Source organism: Paenibacillus sp. BAC0078, from assembly GCF_054483875.1.
The window spans coordinates 1-26582 of sequence record NZ_JBTLRW010000017.1; the positions used below are offsets into that span (position 1 = coordinate 1).

Annotated in this window: 19 protein-coding genes and 4 pseudogenes; 20 read left to right on the top strand and 3 right to left on the bottom strand. The window is 46.7% G+C overall.

Translation table 11 applies throughout. The annotated features are described in order from the left end of the window. Positions 1-7 precede the first annotated feature (7 nt). The 7 genes from ACX1DY_RS24185 (at position 8) to ACX1DY_RS24215 (ending at position 12062) form a co-directional block, all read left to right on the top strand. Positions 8-6670, top strand: a complete 6663-nt coding sequence (locus ACX1DY_RS24185; RefSeq protein WP_458966758.1) for a non-ribosomal peptide synthetase — start codon at positions 8-10, stop codon at positions 6668-6670. A gap of 30 nt (positions 6671-6700) precedes the next feature. Beyond that, positions 6701-7552: an aldo/keto reductase gene (locus ACX1DY_RS24190; protein ID WP_458966759.1), complete on the top strand. Its 852-nt coding sequence runs from the start codon at positions 6701-6703 to the stop codon at positions 7550-7552. A 934-nt stretch (positions 7553-8486) separates the two neighbouring features. Next, the gene (locus tag ACX1DY_RS24195; protein ID WP_458966760.1) at positions 8487-9215 is read left to right on the top strand and encodes a thioesterase II family protein; all 729 of its coding nucleotides are present in this window, start codon (positions 8487-8489) and stop codon (positions 9213-9215) included. A gap of 31 nt (positions 9216-9246) precedes the next feature. Then, entirely contained in the window at positions 9247-9417 is a 171-nt protein-coding gene (locus tag ACX1DY_RS24200) for a hypothetical protein (RefSeq protein ID WP_458966856.1), read from the top strand. 22 nt (positions 9418-9439) lie between these two features. Continuing rightward, a complete protein-coding gene (locus tag ACX1DY_RS24205; RefSeq protein ID WP_458966761.1) occupies positions 9440-10375 on the top strand; it encodes a LytTR family transcriptional regulator DNA-binding domain-containing protein in 936 nt (311 codons plus the stop codon). A 137-nt stretch (positions 10376-10512) separates the two neighbouring features. Continuing rightward, entirely contained in the window at positions 10513-11358 is an 846-nt protein-coding gene (locus ACX1DY_RS24210; RefSeq protein ID WP_458966762.1) for an ABC transporter ATP-binding protein, read from the top strand. Next, positions 11355-12062, top strand: a complete 708-nt coding sequence (locus ACX1DY_RS24215) for an ABC transporter permease (protein ID WP_458966763.1) — start codon at positions 11355-11357, stop codon at positions 12060-12062. The genes ACX1DY_RS24210 and ACX1DY_RS24215 overlap by 4 nt, the downstream gene beginning before the upstream one ends. Positions 12063-12418: 356 nt before the next feature. On the opposite strand, the pseudogene ACX1DY_RS24220 reads toward ACX1DY_RS24215, so the two are convergent. Further along, a pseudogene (locus ACX1DY_RS24220) lies at positions 12419-12987 on the bottom strand (transposase family protein); the annotation flags it as partial. A 119-nt stretch (positions 12988-13106) separates the two neighbouring features. On the opposite strand from ACX1DY_RS24220, the gene ACX1DY_RS24225 reads away from it, so the two are divergent. From ACX1DY_RS24225 to ACX1DY_RS24265, 9 genes and pseudogenes are all read left to right on the top strand, one after another. Continuing rightward, on the top strand, positions 13107-13385 hold the full coding sequence (locus tag ACX1DY_RS24225) for a hypothetical protein (RefSeq protein WP_458966764.1): 279 nt from the start codon (positions 13107-13109) through the stop codon (positions 13383-13385). A gap of 426 nt (positions 13386-13811) precedes the next feature. Then, positions 13812-16100, top strand: a complete 2289-nt coding sequence (gene secA2 / locus ACX1DY_RS24230; protein WP_458966765.1) for an accessory Sec system translocase SecA2 — start codon at positions 13812-13814, stop codon at positions 16098-16100. A 533-nt stretch (positions 16101-16633) separates the two neighbouring features. Beyond that, complete coding sequence (locus ACX1DY_RS24235) at positions 16634-17149, top strand: condensation domain-containing protein (RefSeq protein WP_458966857.1); 516 nt, start codon at positions 16634-16636, stop codon at positions 17147-17149. A 179-nt stretch (positions 17150-17328) separates the two neighbouring features. Then, a pseudogene (locus ACX1DY_RS24240) lies at positions 17329-17502 on the top strand (condensation domain-containing protein); the annotation flags it as partial. Next, positions 17498-17938 carry a condensation domain-containing protein gene (locus ACX1DY_RS24245; RefSeq protein ID WP_458966858.1) on the top strand — a complete coding sequence of 147 codons (441 nt, stop codon included), beginning with the start codon at positions 17498-17500 and terminating at the stop codon, positions 17936-17938. The pseudogene ACX1DY_RS24240 and the gene ACX1DY_RS24245, both read left to right, overlap by 5 nt. Before the next feature lie 33 nt (positions 17939-17971). Beyond that, positions 17972-19051 (top strand): annotated as a pseudogene (locus ACX1DY_RS24250) (AMP-binding protein); the annotation flags it as partial. A 183-nt stretch (positions 19052-19234) separates the two neighbouring features. Then, positions 19235-19792 carry a phosphopantetheine-binding protein gene (locus ACX1DY_RS24255; RefSeq protein WP_458966859.1) on the top strand — a complete coding sequence of 186 codons (558 nt, stop codon included), beginning with the start codon at positions 19235-19237 and terminating at the stop codon, positions 19790-19792. 51 nt (positions 19793-19843) lie between these two features. Continuing rightward, positions 19844-20062 carry a hypothetical protein gene (locus tag ACX1DY_RS24260; protein ID WP_458966766.1) on the top strand — a complete coding sequence of 73 codons (219 nt, stop codon included), beginning with the start codon at positions 19844-19846 and terminating at the stop codon, positions 20060-20062. A 66-nt stretch (positions 20063-20128) separates the two neighbouring features. Further along, positions 20129-20497, top strand: coding sequence for a hypothetical protein (locus tag ACX1DY_RS24265; protein WP_458966767.1), 369 nt, complete (start codon positions 20129-20131; stop codon positions 20495-20497). Positions 20498-20658: 161 nt separating this feature from the next. Here ACX1DY_RS24265 and ACX1DY_RS24270 read toward each other — a convergent pair whose 3' ends face one another. Next, a complete protein-coding gene (locus tag ACX1DY_RS24270) occupies positions 20659-21336 on the bottom strand; it encodes a 4'-phosphopantetheinyl transferase family protein (RefSeq protein WP_458966768.1) in 678 nt (225 codons plus the stop codon). 597 nt (positions 21337-21933) lie between these two features. Here ACX1DY_RS24270 and sigK point away from each other — a divergent pair. Further along, complete coding sequence (gene sigK / locus ACX1DY_RS24275) at positions 21934-22464, top strand: RNA polymerase sporulation sigma factor SigK (protein ID WP_458966769.1); 531 nt, start codon at positions 21934-21936, stop codon at positions 22462-22464. A 268-nt stretch (positions 22465-22732) separates the two neighbouring features. Here the strand turns inward: sigK and ACX1DY_RS24280 are convergent, their stop codons facing one another. Then, complete coding sequence (locus ACX1DY_RS24280; protein WP_458966770.1) at positions 22733-24718, bottom strand: beta-galactosidase; 1986 nt, start codon at positions 24716-24718, stop codon at positions 22733-22735. Between the two features lie 113 nt (positions 24719-24831). Between ACX1DY_RS24280 and ACX1DY_RS24285 the strand changes: the two genes are divergently transcribed. The 3 genes and pseudogenes from ACX1DY_RS24285 to ACX1DY_RS24295 all read left to right on the top strand — a co-directional run bounded on the left by ACX1DY_RS24285 (position 24832) and on the right by ACX1DY_RS24295 (position 26580). Next, a complete protein-coding gene (locus ACX1DY_RS24285) occupies positions 24832-25674 on the top strand; it encodes an AraC family transcriptional regulator (protein WP_458966771.1) in 843 nt (280 codons plus the stop codon). A 166-nt stretch (positions 25675-25840) separates the two neighbouring features. Then, positions 25841-26055, top strand: a pseudogene (locus ACX1DY_RS24290) (hypothetical protein); the annotation flags it as partial. Positions 26056-26121: 66 nt separating this feature from the next. After that, positions 26122-26580 carry a helix-turn-helix domain-containing protein gene (locus tag ACX1DY_RS24295; protein ID WP_458966772.1) on the top strand — a complete coding sequence of 153 codons (459 nt, stop codon included), beginning with the start codon at positions 26122-26124 and terminating at the stop codon, positions 26578-26580. Positions 26581-26582 lie beyond the last annotated feature (2 nt).

The window sequence follows — 26582 nt, forward strand, 5'->3', positions numbered from 1 at the left end:
CGAGACAGTGAAACGGTTACAGCAGCGAGCCCTCGATTCGGAGAAGGTTGGATATATCTCTTTGGCCGAGATTCAGGCGCAATCGGAACTGAAACAAAACTTGATCGATCACCTGTTTAGCTTTCAAAACTATCCGGAAGTCTATGAAGTTAACGGTCAGCCTGAGGAGCAGGCTTTCCAGATCACGAATATTCACAGTTTCGAGCACACCAATTATTCGTTAAGCGTCATGATGTATGTACAGGCGGGCCGGCTCGTCATTAAAATCGATTTCAATGGGTCGGAACATCGCAGAGCTAACATGGAGCGCGTGATCAGCCATTTGGAGACCATTCTGGAGCAAGTGGCAGCAAGGCCGGACATGCGGTTGGACGAAATCGAGCTGGCCGGGGAAGAAGAGAAGCGCCAGCTGCTGGAGACGTTCAACGACACGAAGGCGGAGTATCCGAAGGATAAAACGATCTGCGCGCTGTTCGAGGAACAGGTGGAGCGGATGCCGGAAGCGGTGGCGGTCTTATGCGAGTCTGAACAGCTGACGTATGGGGAGCTGAACGTGAAGGCGAACCAGTTGGCGCACCGGCTGCAATCGCTCAGTGTCGGCCCGAACACACTTGTCGGCGTCGCGATGGACCGAAGCCCGGAGCTGGTATACAGCCTGCTGGCTGTGTTGAAGGCTGGGGGCGCCTATGTGCCGTTGGACCCGGCGCTACCGCAGGAGCGGCTGACGTACATGGCCGAGCGCGCAGGACTGAAGGCGCTCGTCACGAAGCAGATATGGGCGGAAGGCGTTAGCGGCCCGGCAGATATGGCGATTGTCTGTGTCGATGACACAGAGGCAGGTTTGGGAGCGGAGCCAGAGCTTAATCCACAAAGTTCAGCAGGCCCGGATCACCTGATGTACGTGATCTACACATCCGGCTCAACAGGGATGCCAAAGGGCGCAAGTGTCTATCGCCGCGGCTTCGAGAGCCTCATGCAGTGGTATACCAGTGAATTCGGCATGACGGAAGCGGATCGGGTGCTGCTTATTACATCACCAAGCTTCGACTTGACGCAGAAGAACATATACGCGCCGCTTATGACCGGCGGGCAGCTGGTGCTGCTGCCAAGCGGGCATTACGATGCGGGCGTAGTGGCGAGCTTGATCGAACGCCATTGTATTACGCTGTTAAACGGGACGCCGAGCGCGTTCTACCCGCTGCTCGAAGAGACGGAAGCAGCAGCGTATGCGCCGCTGCGGACGCTGCGGCATGTGTTCCTTGGCGGGGAGGCGATTGCAGCCGACAAGCTTGCCGCGTGGACAGAGTCTGCGGGCTGCCGGGCGGAGATCGTGAACACGTACGGTCCGACGGAGTGCACGGACGTGACGGTGTACAGCAGGCTGACGGCTATGCGTTCGCTGGTAGGCAAGGCGGTGCCGATCGGGCGACCGGTACCGGGAACGCGGCTGTACATTTTGAACAAAAGGCTGGGTCTCGTCCCTGCTGGAACTCCTGGTGAATTGTGCATTGCAGGTACCCAGGTTGGCGGCGGCTATGTTGGGGACGCAGCTATGACGGTGGAGAAGTTCGTGCCGAATCCATATGCGGACAAGTCGGATGAAGCCGGATCCGCCTCGCTGTTGTACCGGACTGGGGATCTCGCGCGATATTTGTCGGATGGGTCGATTGAGTATTTGGGACGGATCGATCATCAGGTGAAAATCCGCGGCTACCGGATTGAGCCAGGCGAGATCGAAGCGGTGCTTCGCGCTTGTGACAGCGTGAAGGATGCGTACGTGATGGCCAGAGAGGATCGATCTGGCGACCAGCGGCTTGTTGCTTATGTTGTGGCTGAAAGAATGGTAACAGAGGAACACATCTTCAATGGAGCGATTGATGGGCAGCGGGATACGGAACGAACAGCTGAATGGCGGGAATTACTTCGTCGGAAGCTGCCGGAATACATGGTTCCGTCGGCATTCGTGACGCTTGCGGAGATGCCGCTGTCACCGAACGGTAAGGTAGACCGGAAGGCGCTGCCGGAGCCGCAGGGGCTGGTGCAGGCCGGAAGCGAATACGTCGCGCCGCGGAGCGAGATCGAAGCGAAGCTGGCGGCAATTTGGCAGGACGTGCTTGGCCTTTCACAGCCGGTGGGTATCCGGGACAACTTCTTCGAGCTGGGCGGCCATTCGCTCAAAGCGACGCAGCTGGTGTCGCGCATCCAGAAGCAATTGGATGCGAGCGTGCCGCTGGGCGAAGTGTTCGCAAGTCCGACAGTGGAGGAGCTTGCGGGGTATTTGGAAGTGGCGGCTACCAAGGAACGCTACGAGGCGATCGGCAAGGCGGAGCCGCGTGAGTGGTATCCGGCCTCGCCCGCACAGCAGCGGCTGTACGTGGTCAGTCAGCTGGACGCGGAGGGGATTGGCTATAACATCCCGTGGGCGCTGGAGATCGCAGGGGAGCTAGATACGGAGCGCGTGCGGGAGAGCTTGAACTTGCTGGCGGAGCGTCACGAATCGTTCCGCACGTCGTTTGCGATGCAGGAAGATCAGCTGATGCAGCGCATCGCCGAATGTGTGGAAGTACCGCTTGAGGTGACCGAAAGCACGGAGGAAGAAGCAGAAGCGCGGGTGAAGGCGTTCGTGCGTCCATTCGATCTGAGCGAAGCGCCGCTTCTGCGAGCGGGATTGATCCGCCTGGAAGAAGAGCGGCACGTGCTGCTGCTGGACATGCACCACATCATCTCGGACGGCACGTCGATGGACGTGTTCGTGGACGAGTTCGCGCGATTGTATGCGGGCGAGAAGCTGGCGCCGCTTGCGATCCACTATAAAGATTATGCGGTATGGCTGCGGGAGAAGATGCAGGGCGAGTCGTACCGGGTACAGGAGCAATACTGGCTGCAGGCGTTTGAGGAAGAGGCACCGGTGCTGCAGCTGCCGACGGATTACGCGCGGCCGGTAGTCCGCCGGTTCGAAGGGGACCATGCGGGCCAATGGTGGAACGAGGAGGAGACGGAACGGCTGAAGCATCTGTGCGCGAAGCAAGGGGTTACGCTGTACATGGCGCTCTTGGCGTCGTATGGCGTGCTGCTGTCACGCTATGCGGGGCAGGAAGATGTGGTCGTTGGTTCTCCGGTGGCAGGCAGAAGGCACCCGGATGCGGAACGGATGATCGGGATGTTCGTCAATACGCTGGCGATGCGGAGCCGCCCGGCGGGAAGCAAACGGTTCGACGTATACTTGGCGGAAGTGAAGGCCGCAGTGCTGGGGGCGATGGAGAACCAGGATTATCCGTTCGAGGAGCTGGTGGAGAAGGCGGAGGTAAGGCGGGATACGAGCCGGAACCCGCTGTTCGACACGATGCTGGTGCTGCAGAACATGCAGATGAGCGAATGGAAGCCGGAAGGGCTGACGATTCGGCCGTATCCGCAGGAATACCGGGTCGCTAAATTCGATCTGACCGTAGCTGCGGTGGAGCAGGAAGGGCGGTTGTATTTCGATTGGGAATACAGCACGGCGCTGTTCAAGAAGGAAACGGTTGAGCGGATGGGCAAGCATCTGGCGGCAATCGTGAAGCAGATCGTCGAAACGCCGGACATGAGGTTGGAGGAAATCGAGCTGGCCGGTGAAGAAGAGAAGCGTCAGCTGCTGGAGACGTTTAACGACACGAAGGCGGAGTATCCGAAGGATAAGATGATTCACATGCTGTTCGAAGAGCAGGCAAAGCGGATACCGGGAGCGGTGGCTGTCGTAGACGGCGAGCGGCAACTAACGTATGGGGAACTGAACACACGGGCGAACCGGTTGGCACACCGCTTGCGCAGCCAAGGCGTGAAACCGGAGACACTGGTCGGGATTTGCATGGATCGTTCAGTCGATCTAATCATCGGGATCATGGGCATTATGAAGGCAGGGGGCGCGTATGTGCCGATGGATCCGTCGTATCCGCAGCAGCGCCTGCATTATATGGCGGAGGATGCAGGGATTGAGCTTCTGGTGACCAGAAGCACTGTCAGTGGCTGGGCGCCGGAGCACATCTCGCTTATCTGCTTGGACGGCGCCGCTGATCGGGAGATGCTGTCGCAGGAGAGCGATCAGAACCCGCCAGTCGTCGCGACGCCTAAAAACATAGCCTATGTGATTTATACGTCAGGTTCTACCGGTAACCCGAAAGGAGTTGTGGTGGAACATCAATCACTATTTAACATGGTGCTCTGGCACCAGCAATACTATCAAGTCATGGAACAGGATCGCGCTATGCAGATCGTAAGCATTGCCTTTGACGCCGCGGTAGCGGAAATATGGCCCTGTCTGAGCAAAGGCGCTAGTTTGTATCTGTGTAAGGAGAGCGTAAGAACGGATCACGAAGCGCTGCGCGAATGGATCGTTGAGCAGCAAATTACGATCGGTTGTATGCCGACGCCAATGGCCGAAATGATGATGCATCTGCATTGGCCGGCGCATACATCGTTGCGTTGCCTATTGATAGGGGGAGATTTGCTACGGCAGTCGCCGCCAACTTCATTGCCTTTTGCGCTGGTCAACAACTACGGTCCTACAGAATGCACAGTCGTAGCCACAGCGGCAGTGGTTAACCCCTTGCAGGAGGGCTTGCCGCCGATTGGAAGACCGATAGCGAATGCGAGATTGTATGTTTTGGATCGGCATCGCCAGCCTGTACCAATCGGCGTCACCGGCGAGTTGTATATTGGAGGAGCCGGAGTCGCTCGCGGATACTTAAACCGTCCAGAGATGACCGAAGAGAGATTCCTCCCAGACCCTTTCAGTAGCGAACCAGGAGCAAGAATGTACCGCACGGGAGATACCGTGAAGTATTTGCCGGATGGCAACCTGAGCTACGTAAGCCGGAACGATGATCAGGTGAAGATTAGAGGATTCCGGATTGAACTAGGGGAGATTGAAGTGATGCTGAGCCAGCATCCGGCTTTGCGACAGGTAGCAGTCATCGTGCAAGAAGACAGACAGGGCGAGAAACAGATTACGGCGTATCTGGTCGGAGAAGGCAGTGTGCAGGAATGGCGGGACTACTTGAGCGACCGCTTGCCAAGCTATATGGTGCCGACGCATTTTGTTCAGATGGACAGCTTGCCATTAACGCCCAATGGAAAGATCGATCGTAAGTTACTTTCCCGTCTCGACAATATATCACAGGCGCGTGAAAGCTATATCGCGCCTCGTAATGCCACAGAGGCAAAACTTTTGCAGATTATATCGAGTGTGCTAGGGGTAAAGGAGAATTCGATTAGCATCCATGATTCCTTTTTTGCCTTAGGTGGTCACTCGCTCACCATTTTAAAGGTATTGACAAGGACGTATGCGTTAAATTGGGATTTAAATATTAACGATTTTTACATTTACAAAACAATAGAGGAACTAGCAGGGAAAATTGATGGTGTGATTATACAAAAAGATGAAAATAATGGTATAATTATATACGAAGCCAACAAGATTAAATATTACGATGAGTGGCGGCTTCTTCGGAAAACTCCGCAAATACCAAAGGAACTTAGCATGGAGCGAGTTTCATACCAAAATGTTCTGCTTTTAGGAGCGACAGGATTTCTCGGTATTCATCTACTTTATGATGTTCTTACAAAAACGGAGTCTTTCATTCATTGCATTGTTAGGGGAAATAGCTTATCAAACGCTCAAAACAGATTGTATGAGAAATTAAGGTACTACTTTGGCGTTTCTCATTCGGAGCAACTTCCTGCTTGGTTAAAAAGAATTCAAGTATACGTAGGTGATGTATCGAAGCCTGATTTTGGGCTCGAATTCGATGTATATCAAAGTTTGGGGGATGTTGTGGATGCTGTAGTAAATGCTGCGGCAATAGTCAAACATTACGGTTACTATGAGCAGTTTGAAAAGACCAATGTGCTGGGAGTACGTCATGCAATCGACTTTTGTTTAGCTTATCAAATACCATTGCACCATGTATCTACAACAAGTGTTTCAGGTACCTATGTGGAAGGCGGAAGAGAGCATATATTTACCGAGAGTGATTTCTTTATTGGGCAAAACTATGGTGATAATGTTTATATTCGCAGCAAGTTTGAAGCAGAAAGGCTTATTTTTGAAACTAACGATTTGCGTTCTTCTATTTACAGAGTAGGTAATTTAACGGGAAGGATATCAGATGGAGTTTTTCAAAAAAATATTGAAGAAAATATGTTTTACCTTCGATTAAAATCGTTTATCGAAGTTCAATTGATGTTTCCGGAAGCATTAGGATCTATGGTAGAGTTCACACCTGTCGATCTTTGTTCGGGGATCATTGTAGACATTATGCAATCTAAAGAGGCTGTAGGAAATGTCTTCCATCTGTGTAACCATCGCTATGTATCATTTGGGCGGATCTACGAAGCTCTTCAAATGCTTGGTTTCAATTTTAAACAAATGAGCGTGGAAGAGGCTAACGAGTATCTTAAATCATTATTAAACGATGAATTTAGAAGTGAGGCTTTGATTGGCTGGATGGCGCAATTGGCAAGTGGCAATGCGAATACAAATCTACCGAATGTGATGGTTGATTCATCATTTACCGTCCATTACTTACGACAACTTGGTTTTCAATATCCGAATTTAGATGAAGAGTATTTAGTTAAGTTGCTTAAACATATGATGGCCGTTCATTTTATTCATCCCAATTCAAGGAACAATTAAATGTTTACGCTACAGCGGAGGGTGGTCTAAATGAAAAAGAATATTTTACAAGAAGAAACAGCAGTATCAGCAAAAAGGACTTTAAATAACGGCGTATTAATGCCTCTGCTTGGATTAGGCGTATATCAGATCACGGAAGATAAAGAGGTTGAAGACGTTATCCAGAAGGCGTTCGAGGAAGGGTATCGTAGCATTGATACAGCGATGATCTATGAAAATGAAGTTGGAGTTGGTAAAGCAATAAAATCAAGCGGCTTACCTAGGGAAGAGATATTTATTACGACTAAGGTATGGAATACAGACCATGGATTTGAATCGACATTAAAGGCGTTTGAATTGAGCCGCCGAAAACTAAATGTGGATGTCATCGATTTGTATCTTATTCATTGGCCAGGCAAAGACAAGTATATAGATACATGGCGTGCATTAGAGAAATTATATAAGGGTGGTTCCGTTCGGGCTATAGGTGTTTGTAATTTCCAAATTCATCATCTGGAAAAACTTATTTCTGCTAGTGAGATTGTTCCTGCTGTTAATCAGGTGGAATGTCATCCTCTATTGTCGCAGTGTGAATTGCGAAAATGGTGTAATGAACAAGGTATTCAGATGGAAGCATACAGTCCGATGATGAGAGGTAGACTAAAAAACTGGCCTCTATTAGCAGAATTGAGTGAAACATACGGAAAAACATTGGCGCAAATTGTGTTGCGCTGGCACATTCAGAACGGCGTTGTCGCCATTCCTAAATCAGTAACACCATCACGAATTCGCGAGAATGCACAAATTTTTGATTTTGAATTGAGTACATCAGATATGAATCGTATAGACCAAATGAATCTCGACTTGCGTTTTGGAGTAGATCCCGATCAACTTCTTTTTTAAATTAACCCCAAAACGTCTTTTAACTCAATATTATGTTCAAATAGCATCACTATAGCGTAAGGATATCAGCAAAATCGGCCGTTATGAACTCCAAAATTGGGAATGAAAGGGGGGGAGGCGTGATTGAATCACGCTTGCTGAAAATCACTTTTGGCCCCCCCTTTTTTTTGGACAGACGTAGCCCTTGGACTGTAATTGACCTTCTTTGAAGTAAGGTCTAGGGGAGGCTTTTACCCTGCCAACGACAGTGATAATTGCTTCCCTTGTATCTCTTGCAGTTTCTTGATGGCCACAACATGATTCGGAGGCAGAATGGTCTCCCGAACATGAGCGATCATCAGCTCGATCATCCGAAACATATCCCGTTAGATAAACCGTTTCTTGACGCGTTCAGTTGTGCGAACAGGCAACTTCTTCTGCTTCATGACGGAAGTCAATCGATTCGAATCCTGAGCAAACGCTATTTCCATCTGCTTGCGGAAATTCAACATTTGTTCTTGCAGCGCACTCCCTTGCGGTACAGGGCCGTTGAAAAACGGATTCTCTTCAAAGGAATAGCTAAATTGCTTCTCACAAAGGTCTTACAGCGGACAGGCGGCGTATTTCTCACTGTCTCCTTGAAACCAAGTCGTTTAGAATCTTTATCAAAGCCCCAGGCTATGCCTAGGGGAACTGAATAGGAAGTGCTGTAAGGTCTTCTTCAAGGAGATCTGGAAAGAAGTCGGAGAGATCCTGCGAACGTTATGCGAGTATTGTATTGAAATGTCGAACTCGTCAAAGGGGAGCGTTAGTCGGATCATGTGCACATGTACGTGAAAATACCGTCGTAGCTGAGTGAATCCCAATTTGTGGGATATCTAAAAGGTTATCCCGAAGTAGGTTAGGGGCGAAAGGATAGCCCATTATATATTCTTACTAATGGAGTGAATATTTTATGCGCACAATCAAGCTTTTTTGCATTCCTTATGCTGGGGGCTCAGCATCGATTTATAGTAAGTGGAAGAGAAAGTTACTACAGAATATAGAATTAATTTCTTTGGAACCAGCTGGTCGTGGAAGAAGATGCGACGAACCCTTGTACAATAATCTGAGCGAGGCTGTCGACGATCTATATCGGGAAGCAGCTAAAGTATTGGACCGGAGTGATGAATACATCCTGTTCGGCCACAGTATGGGGAGTCTGCTTGCCTTTGAACTGTATTACAAGCTTATGGAGGAGGGGTTCCGTGAACCGCTTCATCTGTATGTTTCCGGGGGCAAGGCTCCCCATCTGGAACGGCGCTTCATCTACCATGACAAGCCGCTGAAACAGTTTCAAGAACACATTATGGACTATGATGTAGAATCGGCTCTGATATTCCAGAATGATGAACTCCTTCATTTTTTTCTTCCGATCCTTAGATCCGATTTCAAAATGGTTGAAACCCACCATCACACTTTCAAGACGCAGAAAGTCGGCTGTGATATGACAGCGTTAACCGGCACCACAGATTCTAGTTTGACGTTGAGTGATATTACCGAATGGATAAGACATGCTGGAAAAGCCTTTCGGATAAAGCAGTATGAAGGGGGGCATTTCTTTATTAATGAATACAAAGACCAAATTATTGAAATGATCCACGAAATGGTCCGGGAAATGCGGTCGGATGAAGCATACAATTGAATTGGTTGCTGTTTCTATCGCTTCTTTCCCGATGGAACGAGTGGAAGAATTATTAAAATGCGTAAGTGAGGAAAAAAGAAATAGACTGCTTCGTTTTCGGTTTAAGGAGGACTTGCAACGGAGTTTGACCGGGGAATTGCTTATTCGAAAAACGGTTTCGAAGAAACTAAATATCAATCCAACGACCATCATCTTAACTTAGCTGCACTGACCAGGAGGACGGCATGCAATTTCAACCAATGTATTATAATGGAGAATTATTTCTACCGAAGATCGAATTAAATATGACATCGAACCAATCGATTGGCATTATAACGGACTTGAAGCGAAAGCAGTTTTTAATGAATCAATTAGTGAATCATTCCCAATATTATTTATTTCGAGCTCAACAAAGCGAGTATATGCGTTTAACGGTGGAAGAGCTAATCACTTTTCTAATCCAAGTAACGAAGAGGAATGAGCGTGTCGCTTTGTTAATGGACTATTTTACTTTAAAAGAAGTACGGAAGGTAAAAATCAAGGATCTAAGCTCATCGAAAAGGATGTATGTGACATTGCTGCGTATCTTTTTTGCGCATCAGCCTATACTTGTACTGGAGGAACCCTATTTTTACTTAGAAGAGCAAGATCGTCGTCAATTTAAACGGATTCTTGCTGACCTTTTGAAAGAGAAGCAAGTATTAATTTTAACTTCGAATTTAGAGGATGCCATAATTTCCTGTGATGCCATTTATCGATTGAACGAATCCGGATTTCATCAATTGGATATTCGGGACTTAGAAGAGGATAAGCACGAAGAACAGAAACAAGATGAGGCCAATATTACCTTGCAGAAGATATCTACAAAAAGAAATGACAAATTGATTTTATTTAATCCGCCTGAAATCGATTTTATAGAAAGTATAGATGGTTCGATCCTTGTTCATGCGAGTGGGGAAAATTATGACTGTACCTTGACGCTAACCGAGCTCGAGCAGAGATTGTTCAATTTCGGGTTTTTTAGGTGTCATCGATCCTACATCGTTAATCTGCAAAAAGTAAGAGAGATTATTACATGGGCGAAGAATAGCTACAGCTTGCGATTAAATACAGGAAAAGATGCCGTGGTTCCGTTATCTCGTTCAAAATTGCATGAATTAAAAGCACTTCTTAACATTTAATTTCCGGAGTAATGTCGACACAATAAGCATTTAATGGTACCATTCAGGCGATAACAGCTACATTTCGGCGGGTTTTGATAGCTAGAAGCATTAAATCTGTATATGTTTAAGTCATCAACTCTAAGGAAGTGGTGTTTATGGAAGTTATCCAAGTAGAACATATTCGAAAGAGATTTGGAAATAAGGATGCGTTAGCAGATGTATCTTTTTCAATTCCGAAAGGTGAAATTTTTGGTTTCTTAGGTCCAAGTGGTTCAGGAAAAACAACATTAATAAAGATTTTAACTGCGCAGTTAAATCCGACAAGTGGACAGGCTAGTGTTTTTAATCAGCCAGCGGAGATGATGCATCAGTCTTCACAGAAGATGCGCTTTGGCATTTTGACGGATAACAGTGGTCTATATGAGAGATTAACTATAGAGGAAAATCTAGAACTGTATCACCAATTATATGATCTTCCTAGATCTTCGATCGATAAGGTGCTGCAGTTTGTAAACTTAAGCGGAGAGCGCAAAAAGAAAGTCAATCTCTTATCGAAAGGGATGCGTCAGCGTGTCATGTTGGCATGCGCGATTATCCATGAGCCAGAATTATTATTTTTAGATGAACCTACTTCGGCTTTAGATCCAGTAAACTCAGCACATATTTATAAAGGCTTACGCTACTTAAATGAGAAAGGGACAACGATTTTTTTAACTACGCATGATATGGCTGAGGCAGAATTGATATGTAACCGTGTAGCGATTTTGTATCGAGGACAAATTCAAACAATCGGCTCACCAAAGGAAATTAAAAAACAGTATCGAGAAAACGTAGTATATATTGAATTAATAAATGGGGAATCATACGAGCTCCCAATAGGTGAGGGAACGGCTGATCAAATAGCCGATTGGATGAAACGAGGGTTAATTGATCGATTAGAAACGAAAGAGCCAAGTCTAGGTGATATCTTTATTAAAATGACAGGAAGTGAGTTATTGTGAGTATCTCATTAAAACGTGCTCGAGCGATATTTGTGAAGGATTATAAAGAGTTTTCACGCAACTATGCGTTCTCCATTATTGTGCTTTTTCCAATTATCTTCGCACTTCTTCTTCGAGATGGCCTGTCTTTGACTTTAGCTGTAGGTTTTGTTCTTAATACTTCGTTTGTTTTACTAACGTGTTTAGCACAAGCAGGCTTGATTGCGGAAGAAAAGGAGCGTAACACTTTACGATCACTAATGCTGACTCCGGCCACGACCATGGATGTTTTAATCGGTAAAAGTACTTTAGTCTTTGTAATGTCTGCTGTTACTCTGGCTATTGCTACGTATATATTGGGCTATGAGCCAGCTAGTATATGGGCGTTTGCGGTAGCAATCATTCTGTCGATTTTTCTTTACATAGCAGTCGGGACGATATGTGGTTTATTCTCCAAGACGTTGCTTAACGCATCATTTTCTATAATTCCTGTGGCGTTCGTATTCACTGGGGCACCATGGGGGGCGGTTTTAGAGAAGGATTATCCGATCTTCAAAGTGCTGGATTATGTACCAAGCAGTCAACTTGTGCATTTGCTAGATTTACGCAATATAGGCTTTACGACGGGAGAGTTAATAAAACCCCTCCTCATTACTTTGGTATGGACGGTTGTATTAACGATTGTATCTGTTGTTTTGTATCAACGACGGTTAAAGGATGAGTAGAACAAATTGTAAAAAAGCAGCTCACTTTATGCCGGAGTCCGTGTTGCAGTATTCGGAAATCTATGGCGTGATTAGTACAAACGATAACATTGATATTACCGAAGGCGATGTCATGTCTATCACTTCGGAGCAATCGCCCGAAAATCCGGCCCAGAGTATTCGGCGGACGGCACAGAAAGGCAACCGCATTACCAAGACTAATTTTAGGATTATCGATCATTCCAATAAAATACTTTTTCGTTCCATTTGCAGCCACGTCTTTCGGTTTTGGAACGATTCGGCCAGCTTAAAGGTGAATTGACGACCACTTCGTACCAGTACGCCGGCACTGTGAATGAATTCCCGCCGAAACCGGGGATCGTAAAGGAACGATGAATGGGAACACAACATTGGAGTTTGAAGCGCTCGAACAGATTGTAGCTAGCAACTTGAGTAATAGATCAATCTCATTGGCGGCAAAAGATTGGGTCGGGATACGGTGTATGGCAAATCCGTTCTTCCCTTCCTTGATGTAGTTCTCATGTGGATGATCGTCATGGCAACGCATCATTTTGTGTATGACAGCTTGTTTTGTTCTAGGTTGTGGCTTAGTAACAAGGACGATGCCTTCAATGATCCAATCCTCATCGACGAAGCGAGTTCAGTGTTCGCACGTTCGGCAAGGGGTTAATCCATTTCAGCTTGCCTACATAGCCGATGGACTTCGATTCCCAGAGTGCATAGAAGTCTTCGCCGCCAAAGACTTTGTCGAATCGGACATGGCTGACTTTTCGTTCGCCTAACTAAACGAGCAACGGATGATAACTTTTACGTTCTCGCTTATGACTGTTGACGCCAAAGCTGCGGCTTGTTGATGACCATAAACGGCGGTTTCTACGGATGAATCCAAATCGAGAATGGAATGTTCGGGAGGCTCTACTTTCGTAATTCAGGTTAAAGAGCCTGTTCAAAAAGTTCGTAATAAACAAAAATGCACCTATGCGAAAAATGGTAAAATGGTGGTATCCCTACAACCAAAATTACCAATCAGCGAGGTGCATTTTCATGGACTTGCAGCTTGAACTGCTGCACTATCACTACTATAGCACACTCGAATTTGATGCGGAACTCATTGATTATATCCATCATGTCGATGACTCCATTGTGCTCGAGAGGATTGCTCCGCTCTGCAAGAATGGCGGTCGTCCTCCAATTGATCCAAGAATCTGTTTTCAGAAGCATTATCTGTACTTTATACGTCCGGAGATCTCTTCGTTTCGGGAGCTAGTAAGGCAATTAAAAGAGCCGAAAAATCAGGCATGGCGTAACTTTATCGGTACTTGAAAAGGTGCCCGTGCGTCTGAGCACCTTTTGAACCAAGGTTAGTGCCGAAAATGTTTTATGCTATTCTTTTCGACCTCATAGCTCAAGCATTGAAACTAAAGGATTTTCTACTGCCGATGCTTACCGGCATCGATTCCAAGCCGATCTGGGCCAACGTCAACGGATACAAGCACCAACGCTGCACTTGCTCGGATCGGAGCAAGTGCGCCTGTGAGAAGACGTATTCCGAGCCAAATGCCACTTGTGTCTTATGGTGTTACAGTGAAGGTTGTCAGCGGCTAAGAGAGCAAGTGTTAGCGGCAACTGGTGCCGTAATGAAGCAAAAGAAGTTCACAGTTATTCCAAATGTTGCTATCTTTATAGAATTTGATTATACTTTAGCCATTATAGAATCGCGTAGTTCTATCGAGGAGGAATCAAATTCCGATGAATTTAGCTGTCAAGTTGATGCGAAAATTAAAAGACCGCGATATTAAGAATAAGCTGAAAGTCTATCAGGACAAAGCGGTGCTCATCAAGGAACGGAATTTGGAAGCATGGGACGATGGACAGCTTCAAGCAGAATCACTCCGGCTGCAAAAAGAAGCAAAATCGGGTACGCCTTTGGATGAGCTGCTTGTTGATGCCTATGCGCTAGTCTGCGATGCAGCAAAAAGAAAGCTCGGATTACAGCCTTACGATGTCCAGATCATGGCTGCCATCGCTCTGCATGAGAGATTTTTGATCGAGCAGCATACCGGTGAAGGAAAAACGCTCTCTGCGGTTATGCCTGCTTATCTAAATGCGCTGACCGGCAAAGGCGTTCATGTGCTGACCTTTAACGATTATTTGGCCAAGCGGGATGCGGAGTGGATGGGCCCGATCTATCGTTTCCTCGGGTTAACGGTAAAATCGGTTCAAGCGGGCATGAGCCTGTCCGAGAAACGGCAAGCGTACGCCGCGGATATAACCTATGTTACGGCCAAAGAGGCGGGATTCGATTATTTGCGCGACACGATCGCACTGGACGAAGCCGATACTGTGCATCGTCCTTTCCACTACGTCATCGTCGACGAAGCGGATTCACTGCTTCTCGACGAAGCGCGGGTGCCGTTAGTCATCGCCGGCGAGTCTGGCTCTACCAAGAGCGGCGACATCCGTTTCGCTGAAGTGGCGAGGCAGCTCGAGAAAGATGAGCATTACGACTTCGACGAGTTCCAGCGGAACGTTTACTTGAATGAAGCAGGCTCTGCGAAAGTGGAGTCGTTGCTGGGATGCGGCAATTTGTACGACAGCCATAACAGTCACTTGTTAACGTCATTGAATTGCGCGCTGCATGTGGAATCGTTATTACAAAAAGACATCGATTACATCGTCCGGGACGGTAAAATCGAGCTGATTGAAGAATATACCGGGCGCGTGGCAGAGAACAGGTATTTGCCGGACGGTCTGCAAGCCGCGCTTGCGGCCAAAGAAAAGCTGCAGTGGAACGCTGGCGGGAAAATTCTCGGGACGATTACCCTTCAACACTTTATCAGCCTGTATACGGGGATTTGTGGAATGACGGCTACCGCATACGCTTCTGCAATGGAATTCGAAAATATTTATGCGCTGCAGGTGCAGCAAATTCCGCCGAACCGGCCAAACATACGGATCGACCATCCGCACCGGATTTATACCCGTAAAGAAGCCAAATATAAGGCGCTTGTGCAAGAAATCTCGTCCGTCCATCGGATGGGACGTCCAATTCTTATTGGTACGTCAAGCGTCGAGGAGTCTGACATGCTGGCGGAGGCACTGGCGGTTGCCGGCGTACCTTGCCATGTTCTGAATGCAAAAAACGATGCAAAAGAAGCCGAGATCATCGCCAAAGCTGGAGAAATCGGTGCTGTGACAGTGTCTACGAATATGGCAGGACGCGGCGTCGACATTCGGCTCGGCGGCGGAAACCCCGCGCAGGCAGAAGTTGTCGCCAAGCTGGGCGGGTTGTACGTAATTGGTACACATGTGAACGAAAGCGTGCGGATCGACGACCAGCTGCGCGGGCGTTCCGGCCGCCAAGGCGACCCGGGAGCTTCCGTATTTTTTGTAAGCTTGGAGGACGAGTTGCTGCTCCGATTCGGCATCCATAAAGCGATTCGCGCTCACAGGCAGGATGAGGCTCTTGAAGAGCCGGTGCTCCGCAGCCAAATCGCGCATATTCAGCGTGTTATTATGGGCCAAAACTTCGATATCTGCCAGGAACTAAACTGTTATTCGGATATGGTGGAGGATCAGAGGCGAATTCTATACAGGGAGCGGCTTGGAATATTGAAAGGCGAGCAGCCGATGAGCCTTTTGGAGCAGCGGGTACGGCTTTTTTATATTGACCAGTTCTGGGCAGACCATCTGGCATACGTTTCTTACCTTCGCGAAGGCATCCACTTGGAGAGCCTTGCCAGCCGCAATCCTATCGACGAATTTCATGCGCAAATCACCCAAGCATACGAGCAAATTCCGGATAAAGTAAATAGTGCGTCGGAGAATATGCTTGAAAGGCTCGAAGGCTCGAATGATCTGGCGATGTTGGAAAAGCTCGGTCTGAAGAGCCCTACTTCCACTCGGACTTATATTATCAATGATCAATACCTCCTCAACAGGCGCAGTTCATGGACCGCAGAGACAATAATGGCTTTTTATCTTCGTAAGTTTTTGAGGCTGGTATTGTGGCCGGTATACAGGCTGTCAAAATTTTGATGCATCGTATCTTTTTCGAGGATGATCGGAATGAATACGAGCGAACACTCGATATCGGTATAAACCTACCAACCACTGCCGCCGAAGTTATGGCGGCTTTTTTGCACTCAATTTGAGAAGGAGATTTATATGCCGATGGCAACAAGCAACACGTTAACGACTGACTTCCTCTGTAACCACCTTGCATATCCACTCGATTATAACTTCGGCCTCTTCCTTCGAGTGAGTAGGAGGATGAGTTTGCAAGCGGTTGTTCAATGGTCCTTGCCATATGTAAGGCAGCCTATTAATTCTATATTGCCCCAAATCATGTTGATAAACTCTCAATCTTTTCTTTGAGAATAATTCTGTTCCAAGATTTACGCTAGAAGTGGCCAACTCTCATGTAGAATCCGTAAAAAAGTTTAATTTGAAATTCAGTTGGGTCTATCGGAGGTTTATAAGAATTCTACCATTCAAGGAATTTGTGAAGCTATCGTAAATCAATTATCCAACTGGCATCTGCTGCCTCACTGGAAGCAAGGAAATCGGCACTGGCCGATAACGGGGAACTTTCTTTTTCTCAACAAAGACTATGGCTTTTTGACCAGTTGAATCAAGATCAACGGATATTCAACATGCCGATTAAACTCGAGCTTAAAGGTAAATTGAATATCACGGCATTAGAAGAAACAATTAATGTCCTCATCTCCAGACACCAGTCATTACGCACCAATTTCCAAGCAAAGGAAGGAAAGATGAACCCAATCGTCCGCCCTTCAACGCAGTGGCAGCTTCCGGTGGTGCGCTTGAATACACCTGTAGCGGAGGAAATCCAGAGACCATTCAATCTGGAAGCTGATGCTTTGATCAGGCACCAATTACTTGCTATCCATGAAGAATTTCATATTTTACTGGTTACCATGCATCATATTATTTCAGATGGCTGGTCCTTTGAAATCTATCTCAAGGAATTTTCCCATTTACGAGTCCATTGCGAACAAAACGGAATATTCGTTGCCCGAACTTCAATACGATTATCTGGATTTTGTGCAATACCAGAAAGATAAAATGGGTTCTGCCGAATTCAAATCTGATATGGGTGAGCTTAGCTGGATACTGGAGGATCTTCCATCCAGCACGCTGCTTCCGGGCGATTATGCAAGAACGGAACAGAAGCAATTCAAGGCTGAACGGACAAGCCTGGAAATTGCGCTTGGAACCATGGCAGGTATGAGTTGCCAAGAGACATGGAGCCACTTTGAACATGACTATACTGGTAGTATTCCATGCACTGATCTACCGAATGACCGCTCAGAAGAAGATCGATACAGGATCACCAATGACCAACAGAGAAGGTGGCGAGTTCGAGAATGTCATTGGCTTCTTCGTAAATAATCTTTGTAAATATCACCGACATTAGGGATGATATGAGCTTCAACGAGCTGTTGAGTCAGGTTCGAAGCCGCTCTCTGCAAATGTATCGTTTAGGCTACATTCCGTTTGAATATATTCTGGATTTTCCCAAACAAGAGAGACGCATGGATCAGACGCCTATTTTTCAGATGATGTTTAACTGGTTGGACAATCAAATAGAAGAGCTGCACTTGGGATCACTTCATGCAGATATTCACTGGGACGCTCTCCCGGGTTCGAAGTTTGATCTCACATTGCCTGCCATGGAAGTGGAATCCGGTCTGAAGTTGGATTTGTTCTATGAATCCGGCTTGTTTAAGAGAGAAAGAATGGAGCTTCTACTGAAAGATTTTGAGGGCCTGCTTGCCGAGTTTTCGGTCTCTTCCGATAGAACAATCATTAAACCGAAATTGATTTCTAGCCGGATTCCATCTTCCCAATAGACATGAAAGGTTGGAATACAAAACTCTGGTACAGTGCTCGACAGGTTCAAGTGGAACTGGAAGATAAATCCATACAAGACTGCGATCTGCTATGGAACGGAAAAGCTTCATTATCAAGACCTTGATATGCGTTCAAGTAGCCTGATGAAGCGCCTCGTGGAGTATGGGTTTGAAAAAGGGGGTATCATCCCGATTCTTGCCGAGCGCAACCCGGAGCTGATCATCAATATGCTGGCTATTCTGAAGCTGGGCGGCTGCTTCTCTATTATTGACGCAGACTACACCTGCGAGAGAGTACAGACATTTTTGAAGGTAATCGGATGCACTCGCTTGGTTCATGTTATCAGAGAAGACTCAAGTGATCTCATCCCGACATTGTCTGCGGAATCCAGCGAACTTTTCATAATGGATTGCAGTGATGCTGTGCCTTGCGTCGATTTGCAGGAGAATAACGCTTTGGAGAGGGCCGCTACCGTTAATCCGGATATGCCCATGTACATTTGCTTTACATCGGGCTCTACCGGGGTTCCCAAAGCTGTGGTATCTTCACATGCATCAGTATTTCAATCACTCTAATGGTTTATCGATCATTTTGAAGTACAAGAAAATGATCGCTTTGCCAATCTGGCGGATGTTTCCCATGATCCGCTGATACGTGATATCTTTGTCCCTTTATGTGCCAACGCTGAGCTGTTTATTCCAACAGCCGGTCTTCTGGACAAGCTGGCCAAGATTGGAAATTGGATGTATGACAGTCAAATCACTATAATCGCACATATACCCCCAAGCCTGGCGGAGGTTCTGAGTATCAGTTGGGAGGACCACAGTCATGTGCTAGATCAATTAAGATTAGTGTGTTTTACTGGAGAATCCCTGCGGCGAAGTCATGTTGTCAGCTTTGCCGGAATTGCACCCCAAGCGAAAGCTGTGAATTTTTATGGCGCTACGGAAGCCCCGCAAGTCCGTAGCTTCTTGGAGGTGAACGAGTCAGTACTGGTAGAAAAAAATATTATTTCCGTTGGCAAGGGAATTCGTGATACGCAGCTCTTGATACTAAACAAGAGCGGCACGCTGTGCGGAGTAGGGGAACCGGGGGAAATCTGCATTAGAACTCCTTACCTGTCTTACGGCTGTCTCGGGCAAGAAGAAACGACGAACCAGGTTTTTAAAAGGGAGCCTGGCAGCGGGAGTAGATACATGCTTTACAAGACCAGCGATTATGGTAGATATCTTCCAGCAGGATATATTGAGTTTGGATGGCGCAAAGATAGACAGATTAAAGTCAGGGGATTCCGAGTGGAACTGGACGAAATCGAGCAAACCTTGTCTCGGATGCCGGGTATTCAAAAGGCTGCGGTAAAGACACATAAAATGGGCAATTGCGATGAGCAGATTGTCGCCTTTTATATTCCGTCAAGTGAGACTAGTATTTCCGTCAAAGAGATGAGAGAGTACCTGCTGAAGACCCTGCCGCAATATATGATTCCTGCCGGGAACGATCCTGTTTACGAAATTCCCATGACCCGGTCCGGCAAAATTGATTATTGTTCGCTGGTGTTTGGAAGGACAATGCATTCGCTACAAGCGGCAATTCAGCCCACAACGGAAATTCAGACGCTGATTTATAACGTACTCAGCAAGGTACTGCATCTGAAACAGCTTGGGATCGAGGATAACTTTTTTGATATAGGGGGTAACTCCTTGCTCGGCTTTCAGATTATCGCTGAAATCAACAGGCTGCTGTATTTAAATCTTGGGCTGAAGGAAATCTTTCTATTCCCAACCATAGAAACTCTTGCAGACAATATCGAGAATATTCTTCTGGAGGATGAACTGGAGAACAGCCTGGTATAGTTGAGTATGTTATAACTGGAAAAACGGAAGGAATTGGAGGACAACAGAACGATGAAAAGCTTCTATGTGCAAAACGGTTCTGTGAGCTTGCATGTATTGGAGAAAGGAGAAGCAGTTCAAGGGGTTCCATCACTCCTGGTCGTTGGTGGGATATGGGAATCTGCCGAGAGGGCAATCCCGCTGCTCACCGCTCTCTCCGGTCATGTCGTAGCTTTTAGCTTCCGGGGACGGAGGGGAAGAGCTCCACACCTGAGACTGGCTATGGGCTGAACGAACATCTTTCGGATATAGAGACTGTGGTCAAGCTTTGCGGCCTTCATGCTGAGGGTGCTGATTGTGGTAGACCAGCCTCCAATACATGAAGCGCTCAGACTTCCGAAAGTGGAGTTTTGGAGTAACCTTGTATATCAAGGAGTTCCCATTACCGAATTTATGCGTGCCCGGGCTATTGAAGGGCTAGGAAAGGAGGCCAAAGAGATCAGTTTTCTCTCCCGCCTGCCTGAATTGAATATTCCCGTTACAGTTTTTGTAGGTCGGAGTAAAGACAGTAAAATAGGGTCGGACCTGACAGACAGCATGCTGGACGAGTATAGAAAATCAATCCCTTCTTGCAAGATTATTATATTCCATCATTCAGGGCATATGATTCCTGATGAAGAGCGGGAGAAATATATCGAGGAAATACGTTTAGTTTTGAATAAATAAATGAATGAAACAGAACAAGGACGCCGTCGTTCTCTCCAAGAGAGGACAATAACGGTTTCCTCTTAAGTTTATACAATAAATTATATTTATTTATTCTATATTAGATTCGCTTTGAGGCTTCTAATTTTTCACGGCCCCTGTTATTCAGGGGCGTTATGTATTTATATTAATTCGTTGATTGTATATTTTTCTATATTATTAGAAAATTTATAGAGATAAGAACATACTGAGAGTTTATAAGAACAGTCAAGGCTATACTGCTTAAAAAACACTGTATTCTCTGCGCCATCAATAAATATTTCTTTATCACAGTTCATGTATATACTAAACTCGTTAAGGGGGATAGATAGCCCTCTTCCAATTGCTTTAATATAACTTTCTTTTAGGGTCCAAAGGTCGTAAAAGTATAATAATCTTTCATTTGCATCAGTGAGAGATATTAAATCCGAAAATTCCTTATACGAAAAAAAACTTTCAGCTATACTAAAGTTAACTGCTTTTATTTGTTCAATATCTATTCCAACGTTTTTCTCTCCAAAGGCTGCGACAACCCAATCCCCCGAATGGGCAATGTTAAAGTGAATTCCAAAAAGAGGATTAACATATGGTTTACCATAGTTGGTCAGTTTTATTTTTATTGGGTTATTATAATAAAGACCAGCTAATTGTTTGATTTTATATCTAATTAAGGCATCACCTAAGAGAGAACGATAAGAATCTTCAATTCTATGAAAACGCTTAATCCTTTCTCTCTTTTGGGTATCAACGTTACTAAGAAAAAAAGAGTATATTTCAGGTTCTATGTATTTCGGTACTTTTATTGCAGTAACTATAACCATATAAAACACCACCATTAGTTAATTTCATTAAAATTATAACATATTTTTGGTTTTTGATACAAAATAAGCTTTTTTTCGCTAGTACACCATTATGTGGCTTAAAGAGAGGCCCGAAGCAGAAGTGATTAATTATCTTGCTGTATGAAGAGGAACTACTAGGCGCTACAATCTAATTGTCTCCAAGTGTGGAAAGAACGCAAGGTAATATTGTTTAGAAAGTTGTACGCAGGGTCCGAATTATTCGACCACTAACTTGCGAAAGTGGCATATACATCGCCAGAAAGTAGAAAAAGCACATTTCGCGGCCTAAATTCAATTTCTTTTCGATCATCTAGGTATCCAAAGGGGAAGATAGCGATTGAATAATAGCCTGATTCGCCTGCGGAGTTACAGGTCCTTTTGAAAAGAATCCTCTGATCATCTGGTGTTTCTGCCACCGTATAGCCCGAATCCTAATCCGGTAAAAGGATTGTGGCTGGTTAAAAGAAGACGCAGTGAAAAATGTTTTTTGAGAAATTTTATCAAAATATACTGTACGTCAGTTAATTCATGAAGCGAGACAATGAGATAAAAAGTAACGGTTTCTTCTTTACTTAAGTGACATCGTGTCGTGTCCATAACCTCAAGAAATTCGATAACACAGGGGAAGATATGGAGGACTTGATCTCCATCGGCACGATTGGTCTGATCAAGGCCATTGAGAGCTACCGCCCGAATAAAGGCACGAAGCTGGCTACTTTTGCGGCTCGTTGTATAGAAAATGAAATTCTGATGCATTTACGCAGCTTGAAAAAGACCCGCAAGGACGTATCCCTGCATGATCCTATAGGAACTGATAAAGAGGGAAATGAAATCACCCTTATAGATATCCTTGGTTCGGAAACAGACGATGTTATCAAGGAAGTCGATCTCAAGATCGAGAAGAGCAAAATCTACCGCAACCTCGACATCCTGGATGACCGGGAAAAAGAGGTGGTCGTTGGCCGCTTTGGCCTGGATACCGGCGGGGAAGAGCGCACGCAGCGGGAGATTGCGAAGGAGCTGGGGATCTCGCGGAGTTATGTGTCGCGAATTGAAAAGAGAGCGCTCATGAAGCTGTATCATGAGTTTTATAAGGCGAAGCGGTGAAAGTTTAAGCTGCAAAATAGTGCCGAAAAACAGGGTATAGGAAGCGACTCGTCTGCGGATGAGTCGCTTTTGTTCATAAAGTTATTATCAAAGGAGCATTGATATGACATATAAAGATGTTTATGATCTCCATAATCAACTGCTACATACGTTTGTGGCAAATGATCACCAATAGTGAAATCGTTTTCAAAATAGTGCGGTAAAGGGCTGTCCCTCAAGGTATTCAACCTTGTGAGACAGCCCTTCGCAAAGATACAAGCCGCTGATTCTATAAAGTAAGAATATCTACTCCCATAGCTGGCAGCATCACCTTCTGCTCCGATCTCTTGCTCGTCAACAAGCTGCGATAGGGAACGTCAAGCGTAACCTCTCGTTGCTCATTCGTCAAATTGATCAGGAACAGGAAGCTTTCCTCACCCTTCGTTCGAATCGACAGCTCGACACCTTCCGGCAGCTGGAGCTTGGGTGCCAAGTCCTTTTCCTTCACTATTCCTTCGAACAGCTGATAGAAATACGATGGCTCTGGCCAAGTGCCGATATAATACACTTCACCGGCACCAAGCTTATTGACGGTAACTGCCGGCACACCCTCGTAAAAGTCGTTGTCATACCAGGCAATCGGTTCTGCTCCCCGCAGTTCCAGCAGATCGCTCCATTGCTTCGCAGCGAATGTCTGGCCCTCCGCGTTTCGAATCCGATGCTCGCTGTTGCCGATTGCATCATACTCACTAACGACAACCCCCGCCGCTTCCGCCAGCAGCCCCGGCAGAGGCAGCATCTCACATACATTCCTCATGTTCTTCACGCCTGTCCGATTGGTGAGGACGACCGTGCCGCCCCTGGCTGCGAATCGCTCCAGCCGCTGTGCTGCTTCTTCATTTAACAGAAAGAGGGAAGGGACAATGACCAGCTTGTAGCCATCGAGCTCCTCGGTCCAGTTGATAACGTCCGTACCGACGCCCATTTTCAGAAATGCATTGTGCATAGAGGACAAGTTGTCTATATAGTGCATTCCCCCCTCTGCTTGCGGCTGAAGGGAAAGCGCCGTATGTTGATCATGTGAATGCAAAATCGCAACCTGGGTAACGATTGTCGAGCCGGCCAGCAGTTTTCCTAGTCGGTTCACCTCGCGAGTAAGCTCCGCGAACTCCCTGAACCTGCGTCCAGGAACATTGCTGTGGTCGATAAGCCCATGCCAGAACTGTTCGGCTCCGACGGCAGCACTCCGCCAGCGGAAATGGACGACCATGTCGGCACCGCGGGCGATTGTCTGCCAGGAGCGGGCCCGGATCAGTCCGGGATAAGGGGTGCGCTGGATAGGCATCCAGGCGCCCTGCGCTCCGCTCAGCTGCTCCATTACCCAGAAATTGCGGCGCTTGATGCCTCGAACCAAGTCCAGCGTCAACGCTCCGTTCCTCGGAAACCGGTCGCCATAATCGCGATACAGCTCATTCGGATAATAATCGACAGAGACGAAGTCCAGCTCTTTGTAGAGATCATAATAGTCCAGGCTATTCGGGTATTGCCACATGTTATGCGTCACGAATTGGCCCGGACAGTTGCTGCGCAGAATATCAAGCTGCCATCCCAGCAGATAGCCTACGCTGTCCGAGCAGAACCGCTTGTACTCCAGAAGATAGGAAGGATTCATCGGCTTACTGGAACCGAGCGGTGTCGTTACCTCGGCCCAGCTGCTGTACTCCCCGCTCCAGACAACCGTGCCCCACTCCCGGTTCAACTCTTCCAGACTGGAATAACGCTTCTTCAGCCAAGTGACAAATGCACGATTGCACGTATCGCAATGGCATTCCTGGTAGTGCATCTCGTTATCGATTTGCCAGCCAATGACGGCGGGATGCTTCGCATAGCGCTGTGACATCGCTTCCACAAATTTGGATCCCAGCATTCTTAAGGAATAGCTGTTGTTGCAACGATGTCCACGCACACCCGGCCGGATGATTTGACGTTGCTCATCCATTGGCAGCACATCCGGATAACGGGTTGTCATCCAGTTCGGCGGGGTATTGGTAGGTGTGCATAACACGATCTCCATATCGTGTGTGGCGAATACTTCTATAGCCGCATCCAACCATTCAAACCGATAATCACCCTCGGTCGGTTCCATTCTGCTCCAGGCGAACTCCGCCATTCGCACAACAGCAACACCTGTCTCTTGCATAAGCACTGCATCCTTCTCCCATTGCTCGGGAGTCCATTGCTCTGGATAATAATCAATTCCGATCTTAATCGTCATCCTTAATCTCCTTTGTTTATCAATATATTGCGATTATATGCTATATTAATTGGAGTGAATATCTTAAATATTTAATACGATATAATAATATTAAGATAACAGGAGTTGGTCGCATGTCTCATCCAAATCGCGCTTTTCCGGTACTATCCGCCCGAGACAAGCTGCTCCCATTTTATTTGCTAGGGATTGGTCTGCATCATGAACAGGAGCATATATACCGAGACCCGGGCATTCAGGATTATCAGTGGATTCAATGCCGCAGTGGCGAGGGCAAACTCAAGCTAAGTGGAACGGAGCATATCGTCAAGCAAGGCATGGGTATGCTGCTGTTCCCCGGCCAGCAGCACGAATACTATGCTTTATCGGGGAGCTGGAAAGTCGACTGGATCATTTTCGATGGCAGCGGGTCAGCAGGCTTGTTTGAAACAGTCGGCATTGTAGACACATGCGTATTCACGCTCGCATCGCCCGAATACCTTCTATCCGGAATGAAGGAACTGCTGAAGGCTGCCCTTACCCCGCAAGAGCAAACGTTAAGCAATTACGCATGCTCCGCCATCCTCTATACCTTATTGACGGAGATTATTCAGCGCATCTCTGTCGAGGGCAGCGATACTGTCGGGCAGCAGTATGAGCGGTTAAAGCCGATCCTAGACTATATTGACCAGCATTATGCCGAAGAGATTACTTTGCAGACGCTCGCCGGATTGATGTGCGTCACACCGGAATACTTCTGCCATTTGTTCAAGAAGACGACAGGCATTCGTCCCATCAGCTATGTCAATCAGGTAAGGGTCAACAAGAGCAAGGAACTGCTGCTCGACAATGTGCAGCGCGGGATGCAGGATATTGCTCATCAAGTCGGCTTCGAATCTGCCAGCTATTATGGAGCAATCTTCAAGAAGTTGGAACGGCTCACACCCGGTGCCTTCCGCCGCAGCTACCAGAAATCTTAATATATGTACTGTCCAAGTGCGTCCGGGGAGTAAATATATACTTAGTCAACATGGAAGCAAAGTCATTGGACATGAAAATCGCGTTTTATAAAACAGATGAAGGGCAAATTGTTAAAGAATATAGCACGGGTGAGATTGAGAAAAATGAATGAACAGGAACTTAACCATGAATGAGACAGTTGCAACCATGCTCGTGTTTGTTGGTAATAATCGAAGTGGTAAGAGTATGATCCGCAACTTGATCGTTGACCGACTTGGGGTAATTGTGAATATTGATCCGAATGCACTGTCTCGTAGAATTGATAATAATGTAAAGTTATTCGACAAATGCGAGATGCAAAGGAACAAGGCTTTGAAATTATTATGTTTTATGCAGGACTAGTACCTTGACCGCGAATAAATTTACCTTTAAGCTCTCCGTATAGAGTCAAATGGGAGAGCTTACCAATGAACAAAAAATACATGGTTAAACTGAAAGACGAAGAACGCGAACGGCTTCAGCAATTTCTTCATGCGAAGGAGACTTCACGAGGAATACGAAATCGCTGCCTCATCCTCATGCTGGCCGATGAAAGTCAAGGAGCCATTCCCAAGCAGATGGAAATTGCCCAGCGAGTCGGTGTTAGTGACGTCACGATTCATCATACCGTGAAGAGTTACTGTACCCGCGGCTTAGAAGCTACGTTGCAGTACCGACAACGCTCAGAACCTGGGCGTCCCTCTGTGATTAACGGAGAACTTGAGGCTCGGATTCTTGCGCTGGCCTGTTCGGAGCCGCCGGTGGGCTATGCTCGCTGGACCGTTCGTCTGTTGACGGGCCGGGTCATCGAACTGAACATCATGGAATCGGTGGGACGAGAGACCATTCGAACTACGTTAAAAAAACGAAACTTAAGCCTCATTTAAAG